This is a genomic window from Devosia sp. P3_B2, assembly GCF_056402875.1.
This window is the reverse complement of the sequence record NZ_JBFUGO010000007.1, coordinates 196,917-222,644: the sequence shown is the minus strand read 5'-3', so window position 1 is coordinate 222,644 and position 25,728 is coordinate 196,917. Positions and strand designations below refer to the sequence as shown.

Below are 25,728 nucleotides of genomic sequence, written 5' to 3'. Positions count from 1 at the left end.
GCATCGAGCGACCCTCGCGTGATAGCGGCTTGACCGGCGAACCGGTCCTTGCCGTGATGGTTTCCGCCTGAACTGCAGCGACCCGCAGCCCACCCGGTCTCCCCCGCACCAACCACTCGTCATGATCTCGCTTCGGTGCAGCGGATGGGTGGAAGAATCGCATGGGTGGGGAGTGGGGGGATAAGAAATTTCGATGTGCTCGCTCTTGCCCCTCCCACCTGCCGTCATCCCGGCGAAGGCCGGGACCCAGTGCTCTGGCCGATCCACCCGCGCGGGCCTGTCCGACCTTGCTGTGATGGACCGGATGGGGTCGTGCTCAGATCAACCGTCCGAGCAATGGGTCCCGGCCTTCGCCGGGATGACGGCTGGTGGGTGGGTGAGTTCGAGACGGACGCCGACGCACGGCAAGGCGACCTCCGCATCGTGGCTCCGCCCCCGTCAGAGGGGGAAACGCCTGGTGGGTGGGCAACAATCAGGCCGGCCTGTGGTCCCCGCGACCCTAGTTCAACCGTACATCCACCACGCCATCCATCGCCTTGATGCTGCCGGCGAGTTCGGCGCTGAGGCGGTAGCCGCCCTTGAGCTCGATCTCGTACTCCTTCGCGCCCGCATCGCGGATGACGATGAAGCTGACCTGCCCCTCGCCGCCGGGCTTCAGCTGCGAACGGATCGGGGCGAGGCATTTCTCCGAGCCGGCGAACACCGTGAGGCGGCGGCCGATCTTTTCGGCCAGGCCCTCGATCGGCTCGGCGTTGATCAACCTGAGGCTGATGCCGTCGGGGCGCTCGTCGGCCTCGACCGTCAGCACCACGGATTTGCCGGGCTGCAGGATGTTGGAGAACTGGGCGATCTGCTCGGAGAACGAGATCACCTCGTAGCCGCCGCTGGCGTCGGACAGGCTGAGGATGGCCATCGGCGTGCCCTTTTTGGTACGCCGGTCGTTACGGGTGGCGATCGTTCCGGCGAGGCGCCCTGCCCGCGCGTCGGCTTCCTTCACCGCCCGCTCGAAATCGGCATAAGGCTGGACGCGCAGCCGGTCGAACAGCTCCGCGTATTGGTCGAGTGGATGGCCTGAAAGGTGGAAGCCGATGGCGCCGTGTTCGCGCGCCAGTCGTTCCGCCGGTAGCCAGTTCGTTACCGATTGACTGAGCGCGATGGGCTCCGGCCGATCGGCGGCGAACATATCCATGATGCCGTCGGCGGCGTTGGCATTGGTGCGCTGCGCCGTAGCGACGATCGAGTCGATGGCGGCGAAGGCCTGCTCGCGGCGGGGCACCAGCTGGTCGAAGGCTCCGGCGTTCACCAGGGCCTCCAGCGTCCGCCGGTTGATGATCCGAGCATCCACCCGCGCGGCGAAATCGCCGAGGTCGGTGAAGGGCTGGTCGCCGCGTGCCGCCATGATGTGCTCGGCGACCGCCTGCCCGACACCCTTCACCGCGCCAATGGCATAGAACACCTTGCCGTCGTGGGTGTTGAACACGTCGTCCGAGCGGTTGACGCAAGGTGGCACGATCTCGATGCCGTGCTTCTTGGCGTCCTGGCGGAATTCGTTGAGCTTGTCGGTGTTGCCCATGTCGAGCGTCATGGTCGCCGCGAAGAACTCGTGCGGGTAATGCGCCTTGAGGTAGGCGGTCTGGTAGCTGACCAACGCGTAGGTCGCGGCGTGCGACTTGTTGAAACCGTAGTTGGCGAACTTGGCGAGCAGGTCGAAGATGGTGTCGGCAAGGCCCTTCTTCAGGCCGTAGCGGATACAGCCTTCCTGGAAGCGGGCGCGCTGCGCGTCCATCTCGGCCTTGATCTTCTTGCCCATGGCGCGGCGCAGCATGTCGGCTTCGCCAAGCGAGTAGCCGGAAAGGATCTGCGCGATCTGCATCACCTGTTCCTGATACACGATGATGCCGTAGGTTTCGTCGAGCACTGTGCTCAGCGCCTGGTGCGGATACTCCACATCCTCGCGACCGTGCTTGCGGTCGTTGAATAGCGGGATGTTCTCCATCGGGCCCGGCCGATAGAGCGCCACGAGCGCGATGATGTCCTCGAAATGGTCGGGCTTCATGTCGACCAGGGCCCGGCGCATGCCGGCGCCTTCCACCTGGAACACGCCTGCGGTGTCGCCTATGGCGTAGAGCTTGTAGGTCTTCTCGTCGTCGATCGGGATGTCTTCGATGCGGAACTTGCCGTCGCCGTGCCGATTGATCATGTCGACGGCGCGCTTGATGGTGGTCAGCGTCTTCAGGCCGAGGAAGTCGAACTTCACCAGCCCGGCCGATTCCGACCACTTCATGTTGTACTGGCTGACCGGCATGTCCGAGCGCGGATCGCGGTAGAGCGGCGCCAGTTCCTGCAGCGGCCGGTCGCCGATGACGATGCCCGCGGCGTGGGTCGAGGCGTGGCGGTAGAGGCCCTCGAGCTTCTGGCCGATGGCGAGCAACTCGCCAACCTGCTCGTCCTCGTCGGCCATCATCTTGAGCTGCGGCACTTCCTTCAGCGAGCGCTCGAGCGTCCATGGGTCTGCGGGATTGGCCGGCACGAGCTTGGCGATCCGGTCCACCTGGCCGTACGGCATCTGCAGCACGCGGCCGACGTCGCGCAGCACAGCGCGCGCCTGGAGCGTACCGAAGGTGATGATCTGCGCGACCTGCGCCTCGCCGTATTTCTTCTGCACGTAGCGGATCACCTCTTCGCGGCGGTCCTGGCAGAAGTCGATGTCGAAGTCCGGCATCGACACGCGCTCGGGGTTGAGGAAGCGCTCGAACAGCAGGTTGTAGCGCAGCGGATCGAGGTCGGTGATGGTGGTCGCGTACGCAACCAGCGAGCCGGCGCCTGAACCACGGCCCGGGCCGACGGGGATGTCCTGCGCCTTGGCCCAGCGGATGAAGTCGGCGACGATGAGGAAGTAGCCCGGGTACTTCATCTTCTGGATGATATCGAGCTCGAACTCGAGCCGTTCGCGGTACTCGGTTTCGGTCTTCCCGGGGGCGACGCCGACTGTCTTCAGCCGCTCGTCGAGCCCAGTGCGCGCCATCTCGGCGAGGGCATTCGCCTCGGCGGCGATGGCCTCGGCGTCGGTGAGGTCGGAGGCGGCGGCGAACTTCGGCAGCACCGGATCGCGCTTCTTCGGCCGGTAACCGATGCGTTGCGCGATCTCGATGGTGTTGTCGAGCGCTTCGGGCAGGTCGGCGAAGAGTTTCTGCATCTCCTCGCGGGTCTTGAAATAGTGCTGGTCGGAGAGCTTCCGCCGCTCGGTCTGCGCCACCACCGTACCACCGGCGATGGCCAGCAGCGCGTCATGCGCCTCGTGATCCACCGGGCCGGGGTAGAATGGTTCGTTGGTCGCAACCAGCGGCACGCCGCGGGCATAGGCGTAGTCGATCAGCTTGGCTTCGTTCAGCGTCTCCTGCGGGCGTCCGTGGCGCTGCAACTCGACATAGAAGCGATCGCCGAACAGCTCGCGTAGCCGGTCGAGCCGGGCCTGTGCGATTGCGTCGAGATTATTGGCGAGCCAGGGGTCGATCGCACCTTCCGGACCCCCGCTCAGGCAGATGATGCCTTCGAGCGCGTGACGCTCCATCCAGGCGAGCTTGGCTGCGGCGCGACCATTCTCGCCTTCGAGGTGCGCCCGACTGACGAGCGAAGAGAGGTTGGCGAACCCGGTGTCGGAGGCGGCGAGCAGCACCAGCCCGCCCTTGCCGTAGCGACCACGGTCGTGGCCGCGCTCCTGCATACGGTCCTGGCTGTCCTCCATCTCGGAGAAGTCGATCGCCAGTTCGACGCCGATCAGCGGCTGGATGCCCTTGCCCGCCGCCTTTTCGGAGAACTCGAGGGCACCGAACAGGTTGTTGGTATCGGCGATGCCGAGCGCCGGCTGCTTGTCGGCCTTGGCGAGGTCGAGCAGTTTCGACAGCGGCAGGGCCCCCTCGAGGAGCGAGTAAGCCGAATGTACGTGCAGGTGAATGAAGCCGGGGCCAGCCATTCGTCGTTCCTAACCCCGTGGCGGCACCACGGCCACACACGAGGACGTCAATCCACAAGTCACTCACACGAGTCGGGCAGCGATATCCATCCAGGTGAGCGAGGCGACCGAGAAGCCGCAGATGGTGACGAAAGCCAGCAGATCCTTGACGAAAGAGAGCATCGGAACCTCCAAAGTTTCTGTTCCGTTCTTGTATGTTCTCAATTTGTTCTTGTCTAGCGACATCGGCTTAGCCATGAATACATGGTTAACGCGCGAGTCGGGGATCGACCCGGGCACCGAGGAGAACGAGCGTTGAACCAGCAGCAGAAAGCCGAGCGTTTCCAGGCACTTCACCAAGGGCCGCTGTTCATCATGCCGAACCCCTGGGACGCCGGCAGTGCCCGGCTGCTGGCCGGTTTCGGTTTCCAGTCGCTGGCGACGACCAGTGCGGGGCTGGCATTTGCGCTCGGTCGCCGCGACGGCGAAGGCAGCGTCAGTCGCGATGAGGCGCTGCGGAACGCCGCCAATATCGTCGCCGCCGTGGATTTGCCGGTCAGCGCCGACCTCGAGAATGGCTACGGCGATGCACCCGAGTACGCCGCCGAGACCATCCGCCTGGCCGCTGAAGTCGGCCTGGTCGGGGGCTCGATCGAGGATGCCACCGGAAACGCCGATGCGCCGATCTACGATTTCAACCTGTCGGTCGAACGTGTGGCGGCGGCGGCAGAGGCTGCCCACTCCCTGCCCTTCCCATTCACCTTCGTCGGCCGGGCCGAGAACTTCCTCCATGGTCGCAATGACCTCGACGACACCATCCGCCGCCTGCAGGCCTATGAGAAGGCGGGCGCCGACGTGTTGTTCGCGCCCGGCCTGCCTGACCTCGAGGCCATTCGCACCGTCTGCGCTTCGGTGACCAAGCCCGTGAATGTCGTGCTGGGAGCCGGGAACACGCCCTACTCCACCGCGGACCTGGCCGCCGCCGGTGTCCGACGGGTCAGCACCGGCAGTTCATTCGCCCGCGCCGCGCTGACCGGGTTGCGGGATGCATCTCGCGAACTGCTGGGCCCTGGGACTGCGACTTACCTCGATGACGCCATCACCTTCGCCGAGGTGACCGCGCTGATGGCCGAGAAGCAGTAGACGGCTGGATTTCGCGTAGCGATGCGGTTACCCCTTCAACCATGGCGATAGATGGCCGCACCCGCAAGAAACTCATCCGGATCCTGAAGCTGATGGGCTCCGATCAGCCGGGCGAACGCGCTTCGGCCGCGCTGGCGGCGGACAAGCTCGTCGCCTCTCTCGGCACCGACTGGGAGACGCTGCTCGATCCGCCGCCGGAGACCAAGGTGGTGATCCGGCGGGTGCGCGAATGGGACGTGAACCATCAGGAAGCGGCGGAGACCCGCATCCGCCAGCTCAGGGACACCACGGAGCGGCAGGCCCGGCAGATACGCGGCCTGAGAACCCGGGTGAACACCCTGCTGGATCGCGAGCGGACGCGCCGCGCCAGCGAGTCCGACGCGGACGAGGTTCAGCCAGAAGCCTAGAGGGTGATCGGCTCGATCAGCCCGCCACGCAGCGTCACGATCCGGTTGGCGCGCCGCGCCAGTTCGTGGTTGTGGGTGGCGATCAGCGCGGCAGCGCCCTCCTCGCGGATCAGCGCCGCCAGGGCATCGAACACCACATCGCTGGTCGAGGGGTCGAGGTTGCCAGTCGGCTCGTCGGCGAGGATGATGCGGGGGTGGTTTGCCGCCGCGCGGGCGATGGCGACGCGCTGCTGTTCGCCGCCCGAGAGCTCGGCCGGGCGGTGCTGGGCGCGGGGGGCGATGCCGAGGATTTCGAGTAGTTCCATCGCGCGCTTCTCGGCCGCGGCGCGGTCGCGCCCGGCGATAAGTTGCGGCATTGCGACGTTCTCGATTGCAGAGAATTCGGGCAGCAGATGATGGAATTGGTACACGTAGCCGATGGTGTCGCGACGGAGCAGCGTGCGGCCGCGCTCATTGAGCTTGCTGGTCGAGATGCCGGTGATCTCCACGTCGCCACCCTGCGGACGTTCGAGCAGGCCTGAGATGTGCAACAGCGTCGACTTGCCGGCGCCGGACGGCGCGACGATGGCGACGAGCTCGCCGCCCTTCACCTCGAGATCGGCGGCTTCCAGCACGCGGACCAGCGTTTCGCCCTCACCATAGTGACGGTGCACCTTCGCGAGTTTGAGATGGACGTCACTCATAGCGCAGGGCCTCGACGGGATCGTATTGGGCGGCACGCCAGGCCGGATAGAGCGTGGCGAGGAAGGACAAGCCCATCGCCACCGCGACGATGGCCGCGACTTCCGAGGGGTTGGTGCGGCTGGGCAGCGAGGAGAGGAAGAACACCTCGGGCGGGAAGATGGTGAAGCCGAGCACGCTGGAGAGGAATGCCCGGATCGATTCTGCGTTCGCCGCGATGAGCAGCCCGAGCGCCATGCCGAGCAAGGTGCCGCCGACGCCGATCGCCACCCCGGCGATGCCGAAGATCCGCATGATCGAGCCGCGCGTCGCGCCCATGGTGCGCAGCACCGCGATATCGGTGCCCTTGTCCTTCACCAGCATGATGAGGCTGGAGATGATGTTGAAGGCGGCCACCACGATGATCATCGACAGGATGATGAACATGACGCTGCCCTGCGTCTGCAGCGCGTCGAAGAAATTCTGGTGCTGCTGCTCCCAATCCGACAGGATCAGCGGCCGCTCGATCTGCTGGCCGATCTTCAGGCGCATAGCATCGAGCGCGCTTGGGTTGTCGATGAACACTTCGATGGCGGTGGCACGGTAGATCCGATCGTAGGCCGCCTCCCGGTCCTCCTCGGTGGCGTCGAGCGCCGGAACCGAAGCGTTGGGCTTCAGCACCCGGTCGAACATGTCGAGGTAGTCCTGCGCGGGACGCAGCGGCATGTAGAGGTAGAAGCTGTCGAACTCGGTCATCCCGAGGTCGAAGATCACCTGCACCGGGAACGAGCGCGTCTTCGGCCGGTTACCGCCCTGCGCACCCTGCGCATCGGGACTGAGCAGCGTCACCGTATCCCCGATATTGACCTTCAGCTTCTCGGCGAGCCGGCGGCCGATGGCGACGCCGTTCCCCTCGTCCCAGCCATCCCAGTGACCGAGCAGGGCGCCGTCGTGCAGCAGCTTCAGCTTCTCGATCGAGGCCAGTGACACGCCGCGGACGATGACGCCCGTGGAATCGGCCTTGGCGCCGGAGGCAAGTGCCTGCCCCTCGACATAAGGGATCGCCGCGACCACGCCGTCGACGTTCTGAATCTGGATGGCGGACTCGTCGTAGTCGGTGAAGCGCGCTTCGATCGGATAGGCGGAGAAATGCCCGTTGAGCCCGAGCAGCTTGGAGACGATCTCGGCGTTGAAGCCATTCATCACCGACGTGACAACGATCAGTGCCGCGACGCCGAGCGCGATGCCGGTGAGGGTTAGCCCGGCGATCACCGAGACGAAGCGGTCGCGCCGACGGGCCCGCAGGTAGCGGCCGGCCACCAGGAACTCGAACCGCGAGAACGGGCCGGGATCGGCGACTTTGTCGGTCATTGGTTGAGACCCTCGATCGGGTCGAGACGCGCGGCGCGCCATGCCGGGTAGAGGGTCGCGAGGAAGGTGAGGCCGAGCGACAGCAGCACCACGAGTGCCACCTCATGCACATCCACCCGCGATGGCAGGCTCGACATCAGGAACAGTTCGGGCGGGAAGATCGAAATGTTGAAGAAGTTGGAGACCGCCGAGCGGATGGCTTCGACATTGAAGGCGAATACCAGCCCGAGGATCAGCCCAAGCAGCGTTCCGGACAGGCCGATGGCGAAGCCGGTCATCGAGAAGATGCGAAGGATTGAGCCGCGCGTCGCTCCCATGGTGCGGAGGACGGCGATGTCCGGTCCCTTGTCCTTCACCAGCATGACGAGGCTAGCGATGATGTTGAAGGCGGCGACGAGGATGATCAGCGACAGGATGACGAACATCACCACCCGCTCGACCTGCAGCGCCGAAAAGAACGTGGCGTTGCGCTGTTGCCAGTCGGCGATGTCGAAGCCGGGCTCGAGCGCTGCCTGCAGCTTTGAACGCATGCCGGCGATGTTGTCGGGGTCGGTGACGAACACCTCGACGCCGCTGGCCTGGTAGACGCGCTCGTAAGCGGCATCAATCTCCTCGTCGGTCGCCATCACGCCGGGCATGGCGACGCCGGGCTTCAACTGGTCCTCGTACAGCCGGAAATAGGCCTGCGCCTCCTGCATCGGCAGGTAGACGTAGAAGCCGTCATATTCGGGCATGCCGATGTTGAAGATGACGTTGACCGGCAGCGTGCGTTCGGCCGGTGTCATGCCGAACGGGGTCGGAGTGCCGTTGGGATTGATGATGGTGATCTGGTCGCCGAGCGCCAGTCCCAGCCGCTCCGCCAACCGCTGGCCGATAGCGGCGCCCTGGCTGGCGTCCCACTGGTCCCAGCCACCGAGCGCTGCTCCATCACGCAGCAGATCGAGCTTGTTCAGCGATGCCTCGCTGATGCCGCGGACCACGACGCCCGTGGCGCTGGAGACGCCCGACGCGAGCGCCTGCCCCTCGACATAAGGAATGGCGTAGCGCACCCCGTCGACGCCTTCGAGACGCACCACGGCGTCGTCATAGTCGGCCATCGGCCCGGCGACCGACTGCACCACGAAGTGGCCGTTGAGGCCCAGGATCTTGCCCAGGAGCTCGGTGCGAAAGCCGTTCATCACCGACATCACGACGATCAGCGTGGCGACGCCAAGCACGACGCCAAGCAGTGTCAGCACCGCGATCACTGAAACGAAACGTTCCTTGCGGCGGGCCCGCAGATAGCGGCCCGCCACCAGGAACTCGAAACGCGAGAACGGTCCCGGTCCCTTCGCCGCGATGGGCGGGGCGTCGGTCAAACGTTGTCCCGCCGCTGCGGCACGATCAGCTTCTTGAGCCGGCCGACCGCCTCTTCGATGGACAGCGTCTCGCGCTCACCGGACTTGCGGTGCTTGATCTCGACCTGGCCGTCCTTGAGGCCGCGCGGGCCGACGATCAGCTGGTACGGGATGCCGATCAGGTCGGCCGCGGCGAACTTGCCCCCGGCCCCCTGGTCGCGGTCGTCGTAGAGCGCGTCGATACCCTCGAGCTTGAGGTCTTCGTAGAGGCGCTCGGCCGCGCGATCGCTGTCGGCGTCGCCGACCTTGAGGTTGATCACCACGGCCTCGAACGGCGCCACGCTCACCGGCCAGACGATGCCGGCATCGTCATGCGAGGCTTCGATGATGGCGGGCACCAGCCGGGTCGGGCCGATGCCGTAGCTGCCCATCTGGACCTCGACCGCCTGCCCTTCCTGGCTCGTGACGGTCGCCTTCATCGGCTTCGAGTATCTGGTGCCGAAGTAGAAGATGTGGCCGACTTCGATGCCGCGGGCAGCGAGCTGGTGCTCCGCGTCGACGGCAGCCTTGAACTGGGTCTCGTCGGTCATCTCGTCGGTGGCGGCAAATAGCGACGTCCAATCCTTGAAGATCGGCGTCAGGTCGCTGCGGAAATCGATGTCGATGGGCGGAATCGGCTTGTCCACCAGGCGCTTGTCGAGGAATACCGCGCTCTCGCCGGTCTCGGCGAGGACGTGGAACTCGTAGCTCAGGTCACCGCCGATCGGGCCGGTATCGGCGCGCATCGGCACACCCACCAGCCCCATGCGGTGGAAGGTGCGGAGATAGGCCACAAACATGCGGTAGAATGCCTGCGTCGCGCTGGCCTCATCGAGGTCGAACGAATAGGCGTCCTTCATCAGGAACTCGCGCGAGCGCATGGTGCCGAAGCGCGGCCGTACCTCGTCGCGGAACTTCCACTGGATGTGGTAGAGGTTCAGCGGCAGGTCCTTGTAGGACTTCACGTACGTCCGGAAAATGTCGGTGATCACCTCCTCGTTGGTCGGCCCGAACAGCATGTCGCGCTCGTGCCGATCCTCGATGCGCAGCATCTCCTTGCCATACGCGTCGTAGCGGCCGCTTTCCTTCCAGAGGTCCGCGGACTGGATAGTCGGCATCAGCAACTGGATGGCACCAGAGCGGTTCTGCTCTTCTTCGATGATCCTGACGATCTTGTTGAGGACCTTGAAGCCCAGCGGCAGCCACGAATAGCTGCCTGCCGCCTGCTGCTTGATCATGCCGGCGCGCAGCATCAGCTGATGCGAGACGATCTCGGCCTCTTTCGGCGTCTCCTTCAGGAGGGGCAGGAAGTAGCGGCTCAAACGCATGAACGGTCCTCGGGTACGCCGGATTCGGTTGGGGGAACCCTATAGCGCAAAGCGGGGCAAAGTGGAGCCCGCAAAAACGCGCGAAACTTAGGCAAACGCTTGGTCGTGCGGCACTTTTGCGCAGTCGCTGAGCGCCCCCAAATCATGACTTGAATACTATGTAAAATTGCCATGGCTGCCATGCAGAATCCACTTGGCAGCCCCAGATTCAGTTGTTAGGGTCCCGCGTCATAAGAACACAGGCAACCACAAGTTGCCGGACGTCGACAACGTCAAGGGAGGAGCGTTGGCTGCCATCTAACCGTGTGCCTAAGACCAACGTATTGTCGAAAAACTTCTCAAAGCAGGGCTTAGGCCCTGCTTTTTTCATTCCGGGATGAAGAATCGATGACAAGTTCTTCTGACTTCAGGGCAATTGCACTGTCGCTGGCCGGCACCACCGAAGCCCCGCACTTCGACCGCGCGGCGTTCAAGGTCGCCCGCATCTACGCCACCCTCGCTGCCGATGGCCTGACCGCCAACCTCAAGCTCACGCCCGACGAGCAGGAGTTCAAGGCCATGCTGGCGCCTGAAGCCCTGATCCCGATCGACAATGGCTGGGGCCGGCAGGGCTGGACGACGGCAGTGCTGGCGAAGCTCAGCGAGGGGGAGTTGCAGGCGGCGCTGGAGATGGCTCACGCGCACGCGTTGCCCAAGGCGAAGAAGCGGGCTGGCGGGAGCTAGGTTGCGCCTACCGAGGCTATGGCGACGTTCGGCTCTCTACCGCCAGTACTCGATCAGCCATGGGGTGGTCAGCGCCCAGAGCAGCAGGCCCGTGACCACGATGGCGAGGATGGTCGTGATCAGCAGCTTTGGCCAGAGGCGCAGGATGCCCGCCGGGGCGCCGCGTTCGGTGCCCTGCACCCATTCGCCCGCATCGACCTGGTTGCGCACCTTGAACGGCAGCACCAGGAACAGGCATATCCACCAGGTGACAAAGAAGATCGCGAGGAATGTGCCGACTTGCATGGCGAGCTCAGACGCGGTGTACGAAGATCGTTACGTTGGGTTTGCGGCCCCAGTAGGACGAAACTTCACTGCGCACCGCCCGCTGCAGCGCCGTGTTGACCAGCTCGGGGTCATTGCGGCGCTTGGGCGGTATCGACTTGAGCGTGCCGGTGACGGCGCGACGCACCAGTTGCGGCAATGACTCGTCGTCATCCTCCACATCCGGCAGGCCTTCGATCACCAGTTCGGGGCCGGCAAGCACCTGGCCGCTGGCATTGACGCAGAGGCTGACCACGATATGGCCGCCGAAGCTGAGCCTGCGGCGGCCCTTCACGCCGCTTTCCTCGGGTGTGCAGAGCACGTTGCCATCGAGATAGAGCTGGCCGACGCGGACCTCGCCGGGGAACTGGGTGGTGTTGGGGAACAGCCGGACCATATCGCCGTTGCGGGCGTGGACGACGGTATCGATGCCATGCTGGCGGCCGAGCAGCGCATGCGCCTCGAGGTGAGCGGCTTCGCCGTGCACTGGCACCAGCACGTCGGGCTTGATCAGGTCGTAGAGCCGCTTCAGCTCTTCGCGGCGCGGGTGGCCGGTGGTGTGCACCAGGCCGTGCGTCTGGGTGATCACGTCGATGCCGCGGTCGATCAGCATGTTCTGGATGTCGATGACTTCGCGCTCGTTGCCCGGGATAGCCCAGGACGAGAAGATCACTCGGTCGCCGGCGTTGAGCGAGATCTCGGGATGCTCCTCGCGGGCGATGCGGGCGATGGCGGCGCGGGCTTCGCCCTGGCTGCCGGTGCAGAGCAGCACGACCTTGGCGCGCGGCAGGGTCTTGTATTCGTTCTGGTCGAGGAACGGATCGATCCCCTCCAGCATGCCGAGTTCGCGGGCGATCCCGCTGATGCGGTGCAGCGCCCTGCCCGACATCACCACCTTGCGGCCGGCCTTCTGGGCGGCGCGGGCCACCGAAATCACCCGGCCGACATTGGAGGCGAAGGTGGTGACGGCGACGCGATGCGTCGACTCGGCGATCAGCGCGGCGAGCGTCGCCGCGACCTCGTCCTCGGACGGGCTGGTGCCGTCCTTCATCGCATTGGTGGAATCGCAGATCAGCGCGATCGGCGTCGAGCGGTCGGCGCCGATCTGCGCGAAACGGCCCACATCGGTCGGCGGCGCGCCGACCGGATGCGGATCGAGCTTCCAGTCGCCGGTATGGACGACGCGGCCGATCGGCGTGGTGATCAACAGCGCGCAGCTTTCCGGGATCGAGTGGGCGACGTTGATCGCCTCGATGGTGAAGGGGCCGACCGTGAACGGCTTACCGACCTGCATCGGCTTGACCTCGACGTCCTCGACGATGCCCTCCGATTCCTTCTTGGCGCTCAGCATCGCGGCCGTGAAGGCGGTGGCGTAGACCGGCCGGTCGAAGGCCGGCCACAGGTCGAGCACGGCACCGTAATGGTCTTCGTGGCTGTGGGTAAGGATCAGCGCCAGGATGTCGTCGGCGTTCTCCTCAAGGAACGCGGGATCGGGCAGGATCAGCTCGACACCGGGCTCTTCCGGGCCGGCGAAGGTGACGCCGCAATCGACCACGATCCACTTGCGGTTGCGCTCCGGCCCGAAGCCGTAGGCGCCCATGTTCATGCCGATTTCGCCCACGCCGCCAAGCGGAACGAAGACGAGCTCATCGGGACTCGGCTTTGCCATTGTCAGTTCCTAACGCTTGCGGTCGTGCCGAAATGCACGTCACCGGCGGTGATGGCAATGCGACTGTTGTCATTGGCGCGGACGATCAGTCGCCCCGCCTCATCAATGGTTTCGAAAATGCCGCGGACGATATCGCCATCGCGGTTCACCGCCACCTCGGCGCCCATCCCGGCAGCCGATTTGCGCCAGAGTTCGAGCACCTGGGTTATGCCCCTGCCCTGGTTCCAGATCTCGAACGCCTCGACCCAGGCGTCCGACAGCGCACCGAACACGGTCTCGGCGCTCGTATCGAGCCCGAGGGTGCGGAGCGACGTCGCGGGATACGGCAGCCCCTCGGGCGCCTCCACCACGTTGACGCCGATGCCGATGACGATGGCCATCGAGCCATCCGGGCGTTTGTGGGCTTCGAGCAGGATGCCGGCGAGCTTGGCGCCATCGGCCAGCACGTCGTTCGGCCACTTGAGCGCGATGCGGCCGTGAGCCAGGTCGGCTCCGTCGATGCCGGTCTTGAAGCGGGCTGCGGGGACGATATCGGCGAGGGCCCGGTTCAGCGCCACCCCGGCCACAAAGCCGAGGGTAGCGGAGATCGCCGGATCGGCGTCGGGCACCACGAGCAGGCTGGCAGCGAGGTTGCCGTGCGGCGACTGCCACGGGCGGCCGCGCCGGCCACGACCGGCGGTCTGCTGCAATGCGCAGAACCAGACATCGCCGACATCGCCGGCTTTCGCTGCATTGGCGGCCTCGTTCGAGGTCGAGCCGACGCTGTCGAAGCCGTTCAGCCTATAGCCGCGGGAGACCGCCCTGGACCCAAGCCAGAACCCTGCCACTAGAACAGGCTTCCGGCCGCGCTGTGGGCAGCGGCTGTGAGCGGCGAACCCACGGTCACGAAATAGGTGACGATGAGAAAGCCGATCGCTGCCATGACGACGTTGAGTTCACCCGGCACGGCGGCGAACTTCGCCACCGGCTCGTCGAAGTACATCACCTTGACGATGCGCAGATAATAGAACGCGCTCACCGCCGAGGCGAGGACGCCGATCACGGCGAGAACGAAGAGGTTCTGCTCGACCGCGGCGAGGAACACCTGCCACTTGGCGAAGAACCCGGCGAGCGGCGGCAGGCCGATCAGCGAGAACATCAGGATGGCAATCACCGCCGCAACGAACGGCCGGCGCTGCGCCAGGCCTGCAAGTTCGGAGATCGTCTCGACCGGACCGTTCTCGGTGCGGAGCGCCAGGACGCAGGCGAAGATGCCCACGGTCATCGCGATGTAGATCGCCATGTAGACGGCAACGCCCTCGACGCCGACGGCAGTGCCAGCCGACAGGCCGACGAGCGCGAAGCCGACATGGCCGATCGACGAATAAGCGAGCAGGCGCTTGAGGTTGTTCTGCCCGATGGCGGCAAAGGCGGCGAGGACCATCGAGGCGATCGAGAGGAAGATGACGACCTGCTGCCAATCATGAGTGATCGGCGCGAAGCTGACGGTGGTGACGCGGATGAAGAGCGCCATCGCGGCGACCTTCGGAGCGGCCGCGAAGAACGCCGTCACCGGCGTGGGAGCACCCTCGTAGACGTCCGGCGTCCACATGTGGAACGGCACTGCCGAGATCTTGAAGGCGATACCGGCGAGCAGGAACACCACGCCGAAGATCAGCCCGATCGAGCGACTGTCGAGCGAGATCGCAGAGACAATCAGGTCGAGCTGGGTAGTGCCGGTGAAGCCGTAGACCAGCGACGCGCCGTAGAGCAGCATGCCCGAGCTGAGGGCGCCGAGCACGAAGTACTTGATGCCGGCCTCGGTGGCCTTCTGGTCTTCGCGCTTCATCGCGGCGACCACGTAGAGCGCGAGGCTCTGCAGTTCGAGGCCGATATAGAGGCTCATCAGATCGTTGGCCGAAACCATGATCATCATGCCCAGCGTCGCCAGTAGCACGAGCACCGAGTACTCGAACTTGTCGATGCCGTGCTCCTTGGAGTTCGACAGCGAGATCAGCAGCGTCGCTGCGGCGCCACCCAGCACCAGTGCCTTCATGTAGCGAGCGAACCCATCGACGATGAACACGCCGTTGAACAGCACGCCGGTCGCCGGCTGCAGCAGCAGCACCGCGAGCACCGCTACCAGCAAGGCGATGGAGACGATGGCCACCACGGTCGGGCTGATGCCCTTCCAGAACAGCGCGATCAACAGCACCACCACGGCGCCGGTGGCGAGCAGCAGTTCAGGATAGGCGGGTGCGAGCGAAGCGAAGCTCGTGACGTCGGACAGCATGCCCGTCTCCTAGTGGCCGGTCACCGCGGCGACCGCTGCAGGAGCGGCGCCTATGGCGTTGGCGAAGTTTTCAGCGACGAGATTCACCGATGCGGCAGTCGCATCGAGGATCGGCGCGGGATAGAAGCCGAAGAGGATGGTGAGGATCACCAGCGGTACCAGCACGGCGACTTCACGCGCGTCGAGATCGAGGATGCCCTTCAGCGACTCCTTGGTGAAGGCGCCGAAGATTACCCGGCGATAGAGCCAGAGCGCATAGGCCGCCGACAGGATCACGCCGAAGGCCGCGAAGAACGCCACCCAGGTATTGGCCTGGAATGCCGCCAGCATGGTGAGGAATTCGCCGACGAAGCCCGACGTACCCGGCAAGCCAACATTGGCCATGGTGAATACCATGAAGGCCACTGCATAGCGCGGCATCGGCGACACCAGCCCGCCATAGGCGGAGATCTCGCGGGTGTGCATCCGGTCATAGACCACGCCGACGCAAAGGAAGAGCGCGGCCGAGACGACGCCGTGCGAGATCATCTGGAAGATCGCGCCGTGGATGCCGTAGACGTTGCCGGTGAAGATACCCATCGTCACGAAGCCCATATGGGCCACCGACGAATAGGCGATCAGCTTCTTCATGTCGGTCTGCACCAGTGCGACGAGCGAGGTGATGATGATCGCCGCGATCGACAGCACGTAGACGAACGTCGAGAACTGGTGCGACGCATCGGGGAACATCGAGATCGAGAAACGGATGAAGCCGTAGCCGCCAAGCTTCAGAAGGATCGCGGCCAGGATCACCGAGCCACCCGTCGGCGCCTCGACGTGTGCTTCCGGCAGCCAGCGGTGGAACGGCCACATCGGCATCTTCACCGCGAACGAGGCGAAGAACCCGATCCAGAGCCAGGTCTGGACTTCCGGCGCAAATTTGAAGGTCAGCAGCTTGGTGATGTCGAGCGTGCCGGCCTGCCAGAACATCGCCATGATGGCGATGAGCATGAGCACCGTGCCGGTGAAGCTGTAAAAGAAGAACTTGTAGGTGGCCTGGATGCGCCGCGCGCCGCCCCAGATACCGATGATCAGGAACATCGGGATCAGCGTGCCCTCGAAGAACACGTAGAACAGCGCCAGATCGAGCGTCGCGAAGGCGCCGATCATGAACGTCTCTAGGACCAGGAAGACAATCAGGTATTCCCGCACGCGCTTGGTGATGGAGGTCCAGCTCGAGAGGATCACCGCCGGCATCAGCACGGCCGTCAGCGGGATGAACAGCACCGAGATGCCGTCGACGCCCATGCGGTAGCCGATCGAGTCGCTGAATGGGATATTCTCGACGAACTGGAAGCCGGTGTTCGACGGGTCGAACAGATACCATAGATAAAGGCTCAGTGCCGCCGTCACCAGCGTCACAACGAGCGCGATCCAGCGCGACAGGTTCGTCCCCGCCTCGTCGCGACCGCCGACGAACAGCAGCAGCAACGCGCCCAGCGTCGGCAGGAAGGTGATGACCGTCAGAAGGTGGTCACTGAAGATCATCCCAGGAGTCCCCCGGCGGCGATGGCCCAGGTGAGCAGCGCCGCGATACCGATAAGCATGGCGAAAGCGTAGTGATAGAGGTAGCCGGACTGTAGCTTGACGACGCGACCGGTGATGGCCTTCACCCGATTGCCGAGGCCTTCGGTGATGGTCTGGTCGATCAGCATGTCGTCAAAGCCCTTCCACAGGGCATTGCCGAGCCAGAGCGCCGGCTTGACGAAGATGCGGTCGTAGAGCTCGTCGAAGTACCACTTGTTGAGCAGGAACAGGTAAAGCCCGGGGTTGGCGTGAGCCAACCGCTTCGGCGCCGCCGGATCGCGGATGTACATCTGGTACGCAGCGGCGAAGCCGAGCAGCATGGCGACAGTCGCCGACCACTTCACCCACAGCGGCACGCCGTGCGCGGTTTCGAGCAGTTCCGTCGGAACGACCAGCGAGCCTTGGAAGAAGTGCGCGATGTGCTCGGCATGGCCGAAGAACAGGTCGTTGAATACCACGCCCGCCAGCACCGCACCGGCAGCCAGGATATAGAGCGGCACCAGCATGACGTTGGGGCTCTCGTGCGCATTATCGTAGGCGCTGCCGTGGTGCCCGTGGTCATCATGGGCAGCATGCGCATCATGGCCGTGGTGGGCTTCGCGCGGCTTGCCGTGGAACGTCAGGTGGATCAGGCGCCACGAGTAAAAGCTCGTGAACATCGCTGCGATCACCAGGGCCCAGAAGGCGATGTAGCCGGTCGATCCGCCAGCCGCATAAGCGACTTCGATGATGCCGTCCTTCGAGAAGAACCCGGCGAAGCCGAGCGGCGTGCCCGGAATGCCGACGCCGGTGAGCGCCAGTGTGCCGATGATCATCAGCCAATAGGTGACCGGGATCTTCTTCCGCAGTCCGCCCATGTTCCGCATGTCCTGCTCGTGGTGCATCGCATGGATGACCGAGCCGGCGCCGAGGAACAACAGAGCCTTGAAAAAGGCGTGGGTGAACAGGTGGAAGATGCCCGCCGAGAACATGCCGGCGCCGAGCGCCACGAACATGTAGCCGAGCTGCGAACAGGTCGAATATGCGATGACGCGCTTGATGTCGTTCTGGACCAGGCCGACGGTCGCCGCGAAGAACGCGGTCATCGCGCCGACCAGCATCACCACGGTCATGGCGAAGGGCGACAGCTCGAACAGCGGCGACAGCCGCGCCACCATGAACACGCCGGCGGTCACCATGGTGGCGGCGTGGATGAGCGCAGAAACCGGGGTCGGGCCTTCCATGGCGTCCGGCAACCAGGTGTGGAGCAGGAACTGCGCGGACTTGCCCATGGCGCCCATGAACAGCAGCAGGCAGACCACAGTCATGGCATCCAAGTCCCACGACAGGAAGTGGATGACCGGCAGGTTGCCCTTTAGGCCGTCCGCAGCGTGGAACGCGCCATCGAAATCGAGGTGACCGAGCACCACGAAGGCGGCAAAGATGCCCAGCGCGAAGCCGAAGTCGCCGACGCGGTTGACCACAAACGCCTTGATGGCGGCGGCATTGGCCGACGGCCGCGTGTACCAGAAGCCGATCAGCAGGTAGGACGCGAGACCCACGCCTTCCCAGCCAAAGAACATCTGGAGGAAGTTGTCGGCGGTCACCAGCATCAGCATGGCGAACGTGAACAGCGACAGGTAGGCGAAGAACCGCGCGCGGTGCGGATCATCGGCCATATAGCCGATCGAATAGAGGTGGACGAGGCTGGAGACGGTGGTGACGACGACCAGCATCACCGCGGTCAGCGTATCGACGCGCAGCACCCAGCGGAGGTCGAGCGCACCCGAGGCGATCCAGCGGAACACCTCGACCTTGGCAGCCTCGGCATGAGCGCCCGCCTCGGCGGCTTCCGGAGCGAACCAGTAGCCGGCAAAGACGATCCAGCTCAGCACCGCGGCGGCGATCAGCAGCCCGGTGGTGATGTACTCGCTGGTGCGGTGACCGATGATACGGCCCAGCAAACCTGCGATCAGGGCCCCGACGAGCGGGAAGAATACGATGGCCTGGATAAGCACCGGGTCAGCCCTTCAGCGAGTTGACGTCTTCCACGGCGATGGAGCCGCGGTTGCGATAGAAGATGACGAGGATGGCGAGACCGATCGCCGCTTCAGCAGCAGCCACCGTAAGGATCAAGAGCGCGAACACCTGTCCGGCGAGATCGCTGAGCTGTGCCGAGAACGCCACGAAGTTGATGTTCACCGCGAGGAGGATGAGCTCGACCGACATCAGGATGACGATGATGTTCTTGCGGTTGAGGAAGATACCGAACACGCCAAGCGTGAAGAGGATCGCCCCGACGGTCAGGTAGTGCCCGAGCCCGATGCCTGTTTCTGCCAGCATTTAGAGCCCCTGCCCCGATTTGACCTTGACCAGTTCCGTGCCTTCCGAGCGCTTGCGCCCAGTCTGGCGGAACACGTCCTGACGTTTGACATTCGACTTGTGCCTGAGCGTGAGGACGATCGCGCCGATCATCGCCACCAGCAGCACGCCGGCGGCGCCCTGGAACAGGAAGACGTAGCGCGTATAGAGCAGCTGCCCGATGGCCCGGGTGTTGCTGATCCCGGCCTCGATCGGCACCATGGCCGAGGCCCCGGAGTCGACAGGCAGCACGAAGCTACCCCCGACCAGCAGCAGCTCGAGCAACAGGATAATGCCCACCACCATGCCGACAGGCGCGTACTGCAACATGCCCTGGCGCAGCGACGCGAAATCGACATCGAGCATCATTGTGACGAACAGGAACAGAACCGCGACGGCGCCGACATAGACGACGATCAGGATCAGCGCCAGGAACTCGGCGCCGGCAAGCATGAACAGCCCGGCCGAATTGACGAACGCCAGGATCAGGAACAGCACCGAGTGCACGGGATTGCGCGCCGCGATCACCATCAGCGCCGAGGCGACGGTGATGACCGAAAACACGTAGAAGAAGAACAGCGGCAGCGTCATCTCGATCCCTTACCGGTACGGCGCGTCGGCGGCGAGGTTGGCAGCGATTTCACGCTCCCAGCGATCGCCATTGGCAAGCAGCTTCTCCTTGGAGAAATACAGCTCCTCGCGTGTCTCGGTCGCAAACTCGAAGTTCGGCCCTTCGACGATGGCGTCGACCGGGCAGGCTTCCTGGCAGAAGCCGCAATAGATGCACTTCACCATGTCGATGTCGTAGCGCACCGTGCGGCGGGTGCCGTCGTTCTGGCGCGGGCCGGCCTCGATGGTGATGGCCTGCGCCGGGCAGATCGCTTCGCACAGCTTGCAGGCGATGCAACGCTCTTCGCCGTTTGGATAGCGGCGGAGCGCATGCTCACCGCGGAAACGCGGCGAATACGGAATCTTCTCGAACGGGTAGTTCACGGTCTTCTTGGGCGCGAAGAAGTACTTCATCGCGAGGAAGAAGGCGCCGACGAACTCGCGCAGCAGCAGGCCGTTGAGGAACTGGGCGAAACGCATCAGACGGCACCTCCGTGCCAGCCCCAGCCGGTGAGCTGGAGAACCGCGGCAACGACGACGACCATGAGCAGCGAGATCGGCAGGAACACCTTCCAGCCGATACGCATCAGCTGGTCGTAGCGGTAGCGCGGCACGATCGCCTTGGCCATCGCGAACATGAAGAACACCAGGCAGAGCTTGAGACCGAACCAGACAACGCCCGGGATCCAGGTGAACGGCGGCGCGTCGATCGGCGCAGCCCAGCCTCCGAGGAAGAGGATCGTCGTCATCGCGCACATCAGGATGATGGCGATGTATTCGCCGAGCATGAACAGCAGATACGGGGTCGAGGAATATTCGACCATATAGCCAGCCACGAGCTCGGACTCACCTTCCGGCAGGTCGAACGGCGGGCGGTTGGTTTCCGCCAGTGCCGAGACGTAGAAGATCACGAACATCGGGAACAGCGGCAGCCAGTACCAGTTCAGGACGCTGAGCCACGGCACGCCAAGCATGGTGGCGATGCCGCCCGACTGCTGCGCCACAACGATGTCGGTGAGGTTCAGCGAACCGACGCAGAGCAGCACCGTGATGATGACGAGGCCGATCGAGACTTCGTACGACACCATCTGCGCGGCCGAACGCAGCGCGCCGAGGAAGGCGTATTTGCTGTTCGACGACCAACCGCCGATGATGATGCCGTAAACGCCGAGCGACGAGATGGCGAAGATGTAGAGGACGCCGATGTTGATGTTGGCAAGCGCCCAGCCCTTGTCGAACGGGATCACAGCATAGGCCGAGAGCGCCAGGATCGACGTCACCAGCGGGGCCAGGATGAACAGCACCTTGTCCGAACTTGCCGGGATTACAGGCTCTTTGAGCACGAACTTCAACAAGTCCGCGAAGCTCTGCAGCAACCCGAGCGGGCCGACGACGTTGGGGCCACGACGCTGCTGCACGGCCGCCCAGATCTTGCGGTCGGCGAGCAGGATGTAGGCGGTGAAGATCAGCAGCGCCACGAGGAGCAGCAGCCCCTTGTAGATGAAACCGACCTGTTCGCCCCACCCGAAGATCGGGATGCCGAGCAGGTAGTCCAGCGCTGAAACGACGAAATCCATCTGGGCCTCTTACTCTGCTGCCTGCCGGAGACCGGCCTGCAGCGCGGCGCATTCGCCCATCGTCGCGGACGACCGCGCGATCGGGTTGGTGAGGTAGAAGTCGGCGATCGGAGACGTGAAGGTCGCGGACTTGGTCTTGATCGCGGCGCCCGCGAGCTTCTTCACATCGGCCACCGAACCGGCGGCGATCTGGTCGAGGCGCGCGAGGTGCGGGAACTCGGCATAGATCGCGGCGCGCAGCCCAGTGAGCGAGTTGAACGGCAGAGGCTGGCCGAGAACAGCCGACAAGGCACGGAAGATCGCCCAGTCTTCCTTCGCCTCGCCCGGGGGGAACACGGCGCGCTCGGCGAGCTGCACGCGACCCTCGGTATTGACGTAGGTACCCGACTTCTCGGTGTAGGTGGCAGCCGGCAGGATGACGTCGGCGCGGTGTGCACCGGCATCGCCGTGCGTGCCGACATAGACGACGAACGCCTTGCCCATCGCCGCGGTGTCGTACTCATCGGCGCCCAGCAGGAACAGCACGTCGAGCTTGCCCTCGCCGGCGAGACCAACCTGGTCCGCCGAGCAGACGCCGCCATTGTGCGGCACGAAGCCGATATCGAGGCCGCCGACCCGACCTGCTGCGTTGTGCAGCAGCGCAAAGCCGTTCCAGCCCTCGGCGACATTTGCGCCGGTGGCGAGCTTGGCGGCGAGCGCGATGGTATCGCGGCCGATCTGCTTGGAGTGCGCGGCACCGTGCGAAACAGCTCCCTCGCCCACGATGATCAGCGGCTTCTTCGCGGCGGCCAGCTTCTCGGCAAAGCCGCCCTTGCCGGCGACGAGGTCGAGAAGGCCCGAAAAGCCATTGCCGAGGTATTCATAGTCATAGGTCAGGTCGGCCTGGTCGCCGATCACGGCGATCGGCATGCCCTTGGCGCGCCAGGCCTTGCGGATCCGGGCGTTAAGGACCGAAGCCTCCTTGCGCGGGTTCGAGCCGATGATCAGGATAGCGTCGGCTTCTTCGATACCCGCGATCGTCGGGTTGAAGATGTAAGCCGAACGCGGCATCGACGGATCGATCCCCGACATCGCCGGACGGCTGTCGGTCATGCCGGAGCCCAGCGAGGTCATCAGCGCTTTCAGCGCGTACATGTCCTCGACCGAGGCAAGGTCGCCGGCGATCGCGCCGACCTTGTTGCCGCCACCCGAGGCCTTGATCGCCTTGGCAACCGCCGCGAATGCCTCATCCCAGGTGGCGGGCTTCAGCTTGCCGCCCGAGCGGACATACGGGCGATCGAGGCGCTGGCTCTTCAGGCCATCCCAGATGAACCGGGTCTTGTCCGAAATCCACTCTTCGTTGATCGCCTCATTGACGCGCGGCAGGATGCGCATCACTTCGCGACCACGGCTGTCGACCCGGATGTTGGAGCCGACCGCGTCCATCACGTCGATGGATTCGGTCTTCACCAGTTCCCACGGACGAGCCGCGAAGGCGTAGGGCTTCGAAGTCAAAGCGCCGACCGGGCAGAGGTCGATGACGTTGCCCGAGAGTTCGCTGGTGAGCGCCTTCTCGAGATACGAGGTGATCTCGGCATCTTCGCCACGGCCCAGGAGGCCCATCTCGGCGATACCGGCGACTTCGGTGGTGAAGCGGACGCAGCGCGTGCAGTGGATGCAGCGGTTCATCGACGTCTTCACCAGCGGCCCGAGATACTTGTCTTCGACGGCACGCTTGTTCTCGGCGTAGCGGTTCTTGTCCACGCCATAGGCCATGGCCTGGTCCTGCAGGTCGCATTCGCCACCCTGGTCGCAGATCGGGCAATCCAGCGGGTGGTTGATGAGCAGGAACTCCATCACCCCTTCGCGGGCCTTCTTGACCATAGGGGTGTTGGTGAACATCTCGGGCGGCTCGCCGTTCGGGCCCGGACGCAGGTCCTTGACCGACATGGCGCAGCTGGCCTGCGGCTTCGGCGGCCCGCCCTTAACCTCGACGAGGCACATGCGGCAGTTGCCGGCGACCGACAGGCGCTCGTGGTAGCAGAAGCGCGGGATCTCGGCGCCGGCGGCCTCGGCCGCCTGCATCAGCGTGTAGTAGTCCGGGACCTCGACGAGCGTGCCGTCGACCTTGATGCTGGCCATCAGTCTTACTCCGCCGCGATCGAGGGCACGGCGCCCTCGCTGGTCGAGGACCAGGTGTATTGGTCGATCCGCGCCTCGATGACGTCGCGGAAGTTGCGGATCAGCCCCTGGACAGGCCAGGCCGCCGCATCGCCGAGGGCGCAGATGGTGTGCCCTTCGATCTGCTTGGTCACTTCGAACAGCATGTCGATCTCGCGCTTCTGGGCGCGGCCTTCGACCATGCGCTCCATGACGCGCATCATCCAGCCGGTGCCTTCACGACACGGCGTGCACTGGCCACAGCTCTCGTGCTTGAAGAAAGCCGCGATACGCCAGATCGCCTTGATGATGTCCGTGGACTTGTCCATGACGATCATGCCGCCGGTACCGAACGACGACTTCTTCTCGCGCATCCCGTCGAAATCGAGGATGGCGTCCATCATGTCTTCGCCGCGCACGACCGGACAGGACGCGCCGCCCGGAATGACCGCCAGCAGGTTGTCCCAGCCGCCGCGGATGCCGCCGCAATGCTTCTCGATGACTTCGCGGAACGACACCCCGAGTGCGTCTTCGAAGGTCGCAGGCTTGTTCACATGGCCCGAGACCATGAACAGCTTAGTGCCAGTGTTGTTCGGACGGCCAATGCCGGCGAACCAGGCACCGCCGCGGCGCAGGATTTCCGGGACCACGGCGATCGACTCGACGTTGTTGACGGTCGTCGGGTTGCCGTAGACGCCCATCGCCGCCGGGAACGGCGGCTTCAGGCGCGGCTGGCCCTTCTTGCCCTCCAGCGACTCCATCAGCGCGGTTTCTTCGCCGCAGATGTAGGCGCCGGCGCCGTGATGGACGACGATCTCGAAGTCCCAGCCATGGATGTTGTTCTTGCCGATCAGCTTGGCGTCGTAGGCCTGTTGCACGGCTTCCTCGAAGCGCTGACGCTCGCGGATGAACTCGCCACGGATGTAGACGTAAGCGATGTGCGCGCCCATGGCGCGGCCGGCCAGGAGGCAGCCCTCGATCAGGTGATGCGGGTCGTGCCGCAGGATCTCGCGGTCCTTGCAGGTGCCGGGCTCGGACTCGTCGGCATTGACGAGAAGCTGGCTCGGGCGGCCGTCATTGACGCCCTCCTTGGGCATGAAGGTCCACTTCAGCGCGGTCGGGAAGCCGGCGCCGCCGCGGCCGCGGAGGCCCGAGCCCTTGACCTCGTTGACGATCCAGTCGCGACCGTTGTCGATGAACTTCTTGGTATCCTGCCAGCCACCGCGCGCCCGGGCGCCCTCGAGGCCCCAGTCGCCGTTGCCGTACAGATTGGTGAAGATGCGGTCTTTATCTTCCAGCATCACACACTGCCCTTCTTGGTGCGCGGCTTACCCGGCGCCTTGCCCGCATCGATCTTGCCGGCCGGCGATTCGGCGCCGGTGGCATCTTCTCGCATCGCCTTGTTCGGCTTGCCATCGGCCTTGGCGGCGGCATCTGCCTTCTTGCGCTCCGACTCAGCCTTGGCGACGGAGGCCTTGGGCGCACCCGCGGGCTCCTTGAGCGCCGGAGCGGCCTCTTCAGGAACGTCGCCACGCTTGCGACCAGGCTTGGTCGGCGCGGGTTCTGCCACCTTTGCGGCAGGAGCCGGGGCAGCCGCGGCGGGAGCCGCAGCAGCCGGAGCACCCGGAGCGGGCGCCGGAGCCGGCGGTGGCGGGAACGGCTTGTAGGTGCGCTTGGCGGTCGGCTTTTCCAGCAGCGTCGTCTGCCCGCCCTCGGCGGCGCCGAACTGGCGCTGGATCTGCGGACCGGTGGGGACTTCGCTGCCCTTGCCGGCGGCGAACTTGTCGATCAGCGACTCGAGGCTGTCTACCGTCAGGTCTTCGTACGTGTCGTTGCCGATCATCACCAGCGGAGCATTCACGCAGGCGCCCAGGCACTCGACCTCTTCCCAGCTCAGCGTGCCATCCGCATTGGTCTCGAACGGCTCGTGATTGATCTTGTGCTGGCAGACTTCGCGCAGGTCTTCGGCGCCGCGCAGCATGCAGGGCGTCGTGCCGCAGACGAGAATATGCGCCTTGGTGCCGACCGGCCGCAGCAGGAACTGCGTGTAGAACGTCGCAACTTCGAGGACGCGGATGTAGGCCATGTCCAGCATCTTGGCGATCGTCTCGATCGCCGCGCGGGTGATCCAGCCTTCCTGCTCCTGGGCACGCCACAGGATTGGGATCACGGCCGACTGCTGCCGGCCGGGCGGGTACTCAGCCATCTTCTTTTCAGCCCAGGCCTGGTTGGCCTTCGAGAAAGCAAAGCTCTCGGGCTGGACGGTCTCATCTGCGAGGCGGCGGACGGACAT

The 25,728-nt window shown here is 64.8% G+C and carries 21 protein-coding genes; 3 read left to right on the top strand and 18 right to left on the bottom strand.

The genetic code is table 11. The annotated features are described in order from the left end of the window. Positions 1–499 precede the first annotated feature (499 nt). Positions 500–3,973, bottom strand: coding sequence for a DNA polymerase III subunit alpha (gene dnaE, locus AC1DV8_RS12765; RefSeq protein WP_477157698.1), 3,474 nt, complete (start codon positions 3,971–3,973; stop codon positions 500–502). Between the two features lie 243 nt (positions 3,974–4,216). On the opposite strand from dnaE, the gene AC1DV8_RS12760 reads away from it, so the two are divergent. Together AC1DV8_RS12760 and AC1DV8_RS12755 are read left to right on the top strand one after the other, a co-directional pair. Continuing rightward, positions 4,217–5,095, top strand: a complete 879-nt coding sequence (locus AC1DV8_RS12760; protein WP_477157697.1) for an isocitrate lyase/PEP mutase family protein — start codon at positions 4,217–4,219, stop codon at positions 5,093–5,095. A 41-nt stretch (positions 5,096–5,136) separates the two neighbouring features. Next, the gene (locus AC1DV8_RS12755) at positions 5,137–5,502 is read left to right on the top strand and encodes a hypothetical protein (protein ID WP_477157696.1); all 366 of its coding nucleotides are present in this window, start codon (positions 5,137–5,139) and stop codon (positions 5,500–5,502) included. On the opposite strand, the gene AC1DV8_RS12750 is transcribed toward AC1DV8_RS12755, so the two are convergent. Genes AC1DV8_RS12750 through proS form a run of 4 tightly spaced genes read right to left on the bottom strand, consistent with a single transcriptional unit; the run spans position 5,499 to position 10,237 of the window. Then, on the bottom strand, positions 5,499–6,185 hold the full coding sequence (locus tag AC1DV8_RS12750; RefSeq protein WP_477149421.1) for an ABC transporter ATP-binding protein: 687 nt from the start codon (positions 6,183–6,185) through the stop codon (positions 5,499–5,501). The genes AC1DV8_RS12755 and AC1DV8_RS12750 overlap by 4 nt on opposite strands. Further along, positions 6,178–7,533, bottom strand: a complete 1,356-nt coding sequence (locus AC1DV8_RS12745; RefSeq protein ID WP_477149422.1) for an ABC transporter permease — start codon at positions 7,531–7,533, stop codon at positions 6,178–6,180. The genes AC1DV8_RS12750 and AC1DV8_RS12745 overlap by 8 nt, the downstream gene beginning before the upstream one ends. Then, positions 7,530–8,891: an ABC transporter permease gene (locus AC1DV8_RS12740; RefSeq protein ID WP_477149423.1), complete on the bottom strand. Its 1,362-nt coding sequence runs from the start codon at positions 8,889–8,891 to the stop codon at positions 7,530–7,532. Before AC1DV8_RS12740 ends, AC1DV8_RS12745 begins: the two co-directional genes overlap by 4 nt. Continuing rightward, positions 8,888–10,237, bottom strand: coding sequence for a proline--tRNA ligase (gene proS, locus AC1DV8_RS12735; protein ID WP_477149424.1), 1,350 nt, complete (start codon positions 10,235–10,237; stop codon positions 8,888–8,890). Before proS ends, AC1DV8_RS12740 begins: the two co-directional genes overlap by 4 nt. A 387-nt stretch (positions 10,238–10,624) precedes the next feature. Here proS and AC1DV8_RS12730 point away from each other — a divergent pair, with 387 nt between their 5' ends. After that, on the top strand, positions 10,625–10,960 hold the full coding sequence (locus AC1DV8_RS12730) for an MmcQ/YjbR family DNA-binding protein (protein ID WP_477149425.1): 336 nt from the start codon (positions 10,625–10,627) through the stop codon (positions 10,958–10,960). 36 nt (positions 10,961–10,996) lie between these two features. Here AC1DV8_RS12730 and AC1DV8_RS12725 read toward each other — a convergent pair whose 3' ends face one another. From AC1DV8_RS12725 to nuoE, 13 genes are read right to left on the bottom strand one after another with little or no spacing between them, the layout of a single operon-like run. Then, positions 10,997–11,245: a DUF1467 family protein gene (locus AC1DV8_RS12725; protein ID WP_477149426.1), complete on the bottom strand. Its 249-nt coding sequence runs from the start codon at positions 11,243–11,245 to the stop codon at positions 10,997–10,999. Positions 11,246–11,252: 7 nt separating this feature from the next. Beyond that, positions 11,253–12,932, bottom strand: a complete 1,680-nt coding sequence (locus tag AC1DV8_RS12720) for a ribonuclease J (RefSeq protein WP_477157695.1) — start codon at positions 12,930–12,932, stop codon at positions 11,253–11,255. A gap of 2 nt (positions 12,933–12,934) precedes the next feature. Then, positions 12,935–13,759, bottom strand: coding sequence for a biotin--[acetyl-CoA-carboxylase] ligase (locus tag AC1DV8_RS12715; protein ID WP_477157694.1), 825 nt, complete (start codon positions 13,757–13,759; stop codon positions 12,935–12,937). Beyond that, entirely contained in the window at positions 13,759–15,204 is a 1,446-nt protein-coding gene (gene nuoN / locus AC1DV8_RS12710) for an NADH-quinone oxidoreductase subunit NuoN (RefSeq protein WP_477149429.1), read from the bottom strand. Before nuoN ends, AC1DV8_RS12715 begins: the two co-directional genes overlap by 1 nt. Before the next feature lie 9 nt (positions 15,205–15,213). Beyond that, positions 15,214–16,731 (bottom strand): NADH-quinone oxidoreductase subunit M, encoded by a 1,518-nt coding sequence (locus AC1DV8_RS12705; protein WP_477157693.1) that lies wholly within the window; start codon positions 16,729–16,731, stop codon positions 15,214–15,216. After that, complete coding sequence (nuoL, locus tag AC1DV8_RS12700) at positions 16,728–18,767, bottom strand: NADH-quinone oxidoreductase subunit L (protein WP_477157692.1); 2,040 nt, start codon at positions 18,765–18,767, stop codon at positions 16,728–16,730. The genes AC1DV8_RS12705 and nuoL overlap by 4 nt, the downstream gene beginning before the upstream one ends. 4 nt (positions 18,768–18,771) lie before the next feature. Then, positions 18,772–19,092, bottom strand: coding sequence for an NADH-quinone oxidoreductase subunit NuoK (nuoK, locus tag AC1DV8_RS12695; protein WP_477149432.1), 321 nt, complete (start codon positions 19,090–19,092; stop codon positions 18,772–18,774). Beyond that, positions 19,093–19,701 (bottom strand): NADH-quinone oxidoreductase subunit J, encoded by a 609-nt coding sequence (locus AC1DV8_RS12690; protein WP_477149433.1) that lies wholly within the window; start codon positions 19,699–19,701, stop codon positions 19,093–19,095. Between the two features lie 9 nt (positions 19,702–19,710). Beyond that, complete coding sequence (nuoI, locus tag AC1DV8_RS12685) at positions 19,711–20,199, bottom strand: NADH-quinone oxidoreductase subunit NuoI (protein ID WP_055881640.1); 489 nt, start codon at positions 20,197–20,199, stop codon at positions 19,711–19,713. Further along, positions 20,199–21,296: an NADH-quinone oxidoreductase subunit NuoH gene (gene nuoH / locus AC1DV8_RS12680; RefSeq protein WP_477149434.1), complete on the bottom strand. Its 1,098-nt coding sequence runs from the start codon at positions 21,294–21,296 to the stop codon at positions 20,199–20,201. Before nuoH ends, nuoI begins: the two co-directional genes overlap by 1 nt. Positions 21,297–21,305: 9 nt before the next feature. Next, positions 21,306–23,417: an NADH-quinone oxidoreductase subunit NuoG gene (gene nuoG, locus AC1DV8_RS12675; protein ID WP_477157691.1), complete on the bottom strand. Its 2,112-nt coding sequence runs from the start codon at positions 23,415–23,417 to the stop codon at positions 21,306–21,308. Between the two features lie 5 nt (positions 23,418–23,422). Further along, on the bottom strand, positions 23,423–24,736 hold the full coding sequence (nuoF, locus tag AC1DV8_RS12670) for an NADH-quinone oxidoreductase subunit NuoF (RefSeq protein ID WP_477149436.1): 1,314 nt from the start codon (positions 24,734–24,736) through the stop codon (positions 23,423–23,425). Next, positions 24,736–25,728, bottom strand: coding sequence for an NADH-quinone oxidoreductase subunit NuoE (gene nuoE / locus AC1DV8_RS12665; RefSeq protein WP_477157690.1), 993 nt, complete (start codon positions 25,726–25,728; stop codon positions 24,736–24,738). Before nuoE ends, nuoF begins: the two co-directional genes overlap by 1 nt.

Bases quoted from the DNA above. Each gene is read 5' to 3' on its own strand.
- dnaE (WP_477157698.1), bottom strand. From the start codon at position 3,973: ATGGCTGGCCCCGGCTTCATTCACCTGCACGTACATTCGGCTTACTCG.
- AC1DV8_RS12760 (WP_477157697.1), top strand. From the start codon at position 4,217: ATGGTTAACGCGCGAGTCGGGGATCGACCCGGGCACCGAGGAGAACGA.
- AC1DV8_RS12755 (WP_477157696.1), top strand. From the start codon at position 5,137: ATGGCGATAGATGGCCGCACCCGCAAGAAACTCATCCGGATCCTGAAG.
- AC1DV8_RS12750 (WP_477149421.1), bottom strand. From the start codon at position 6,185: ATGAGTGACGTCCATCTCAAACTCGCGAAGGTGCACCGTCACTATGGT.
- AC1DV8_RS12745 (WP_477149422.1), bottom strand. From the start codon at position 7,533: ATGACCGACAAAGTCGCCGATCCCGGCCCGTTCTCGCGGTTCGAGTTC.
- proS (WP_477149424.1), bottom strand. From the start codon at position 10,237: ATGCGTTTGAGCCGCTACTTCCTGCCCCTCCTGAAGGAGACGCCGAAA.
- AC1DV8_RS12730 (WP_477149425.1), top strand. From the start codon at position 10,625: ATGACAAGTTCTTCTGACTTCAGGGCAATTGCACTGTCGCTGGCCGGC.
- AC1DV8_RS12725 (WP_477149426.1), bottom strand. From the start codon at position 11,245: ATGCAAGTCGGCACATTCCTCGCGATCTTCTTTGTCACCTGGTGGATA.
- AC1DV8_RS12720 (WP_477157695.1), bottom strand. From the start codon at position 12,932: ATGGCAAAGCCGAGTCCCGATGAGCTCGTCTTCGTTCCGCTTGGCGGC.
- nuoN (WP_477149429.1), bottom strand. From the start codon at position 15,204: ATGCTGTCCGACGTCACGAGCTTCGCTTCGCTCGCACCCGCCTATCCT.
- AC1DV8_RS12705 (WP_477157693.1), bottom strand. From the start codon at position 16,731: ATGATCTTCAGTGACCACCTTCTGACGGTCATCACCTTCCTGCCGACG.
- nuoK (WP_477149432.1), bottom strand. From the start codon at position 19,092: ATGCTGGCAGAAACAGGCATCGGGCTCGGGCACTACCTGACCGTCGGG.
- AC1DV8_RS12690 (WP_477149433.1), bottom strand. From the start codon at position 19,701: ATGACGCTGCCGCTGTTCTTCTTCTACGTGTTTTCGGTCATCACCGTC.
- nuoI (WP_055881640.1), bottom strand. From the start codon at position 20,199: ATGCGTTTCGCCCAGTTCCTCAACGGCCTGCTGCTGCGCGAGTTCGTC.
- nuoH (WP_477149434.1), bottom strand. From the start codon at position 21,296: ATGGATTTCGTCGTTTCAGCGCTGGACTACCTGCTCGGCATCCCGATC.
- nuoG (WP_477157691.1), bottom strand. From the start codon at position 23,417: ATGGCCAGCATCAAGGTCGACGGCACGCTCGTCGAGGTCCCGGACTAC.
- nuoF (WP_477149436.1), bottom strand. From the start codon at position 24,736: ATGCTGGAAGATAAAGACCGCATCTTCACCAATCTGTACGGCAACGGC.
- nuoE (WP_477157690.1), bottom strand. From the start codon at position 25,728: ATGTCCGTCCGCCGCCTCGCAGATGAGACCGTCCAGCCCGAGAGCTTT.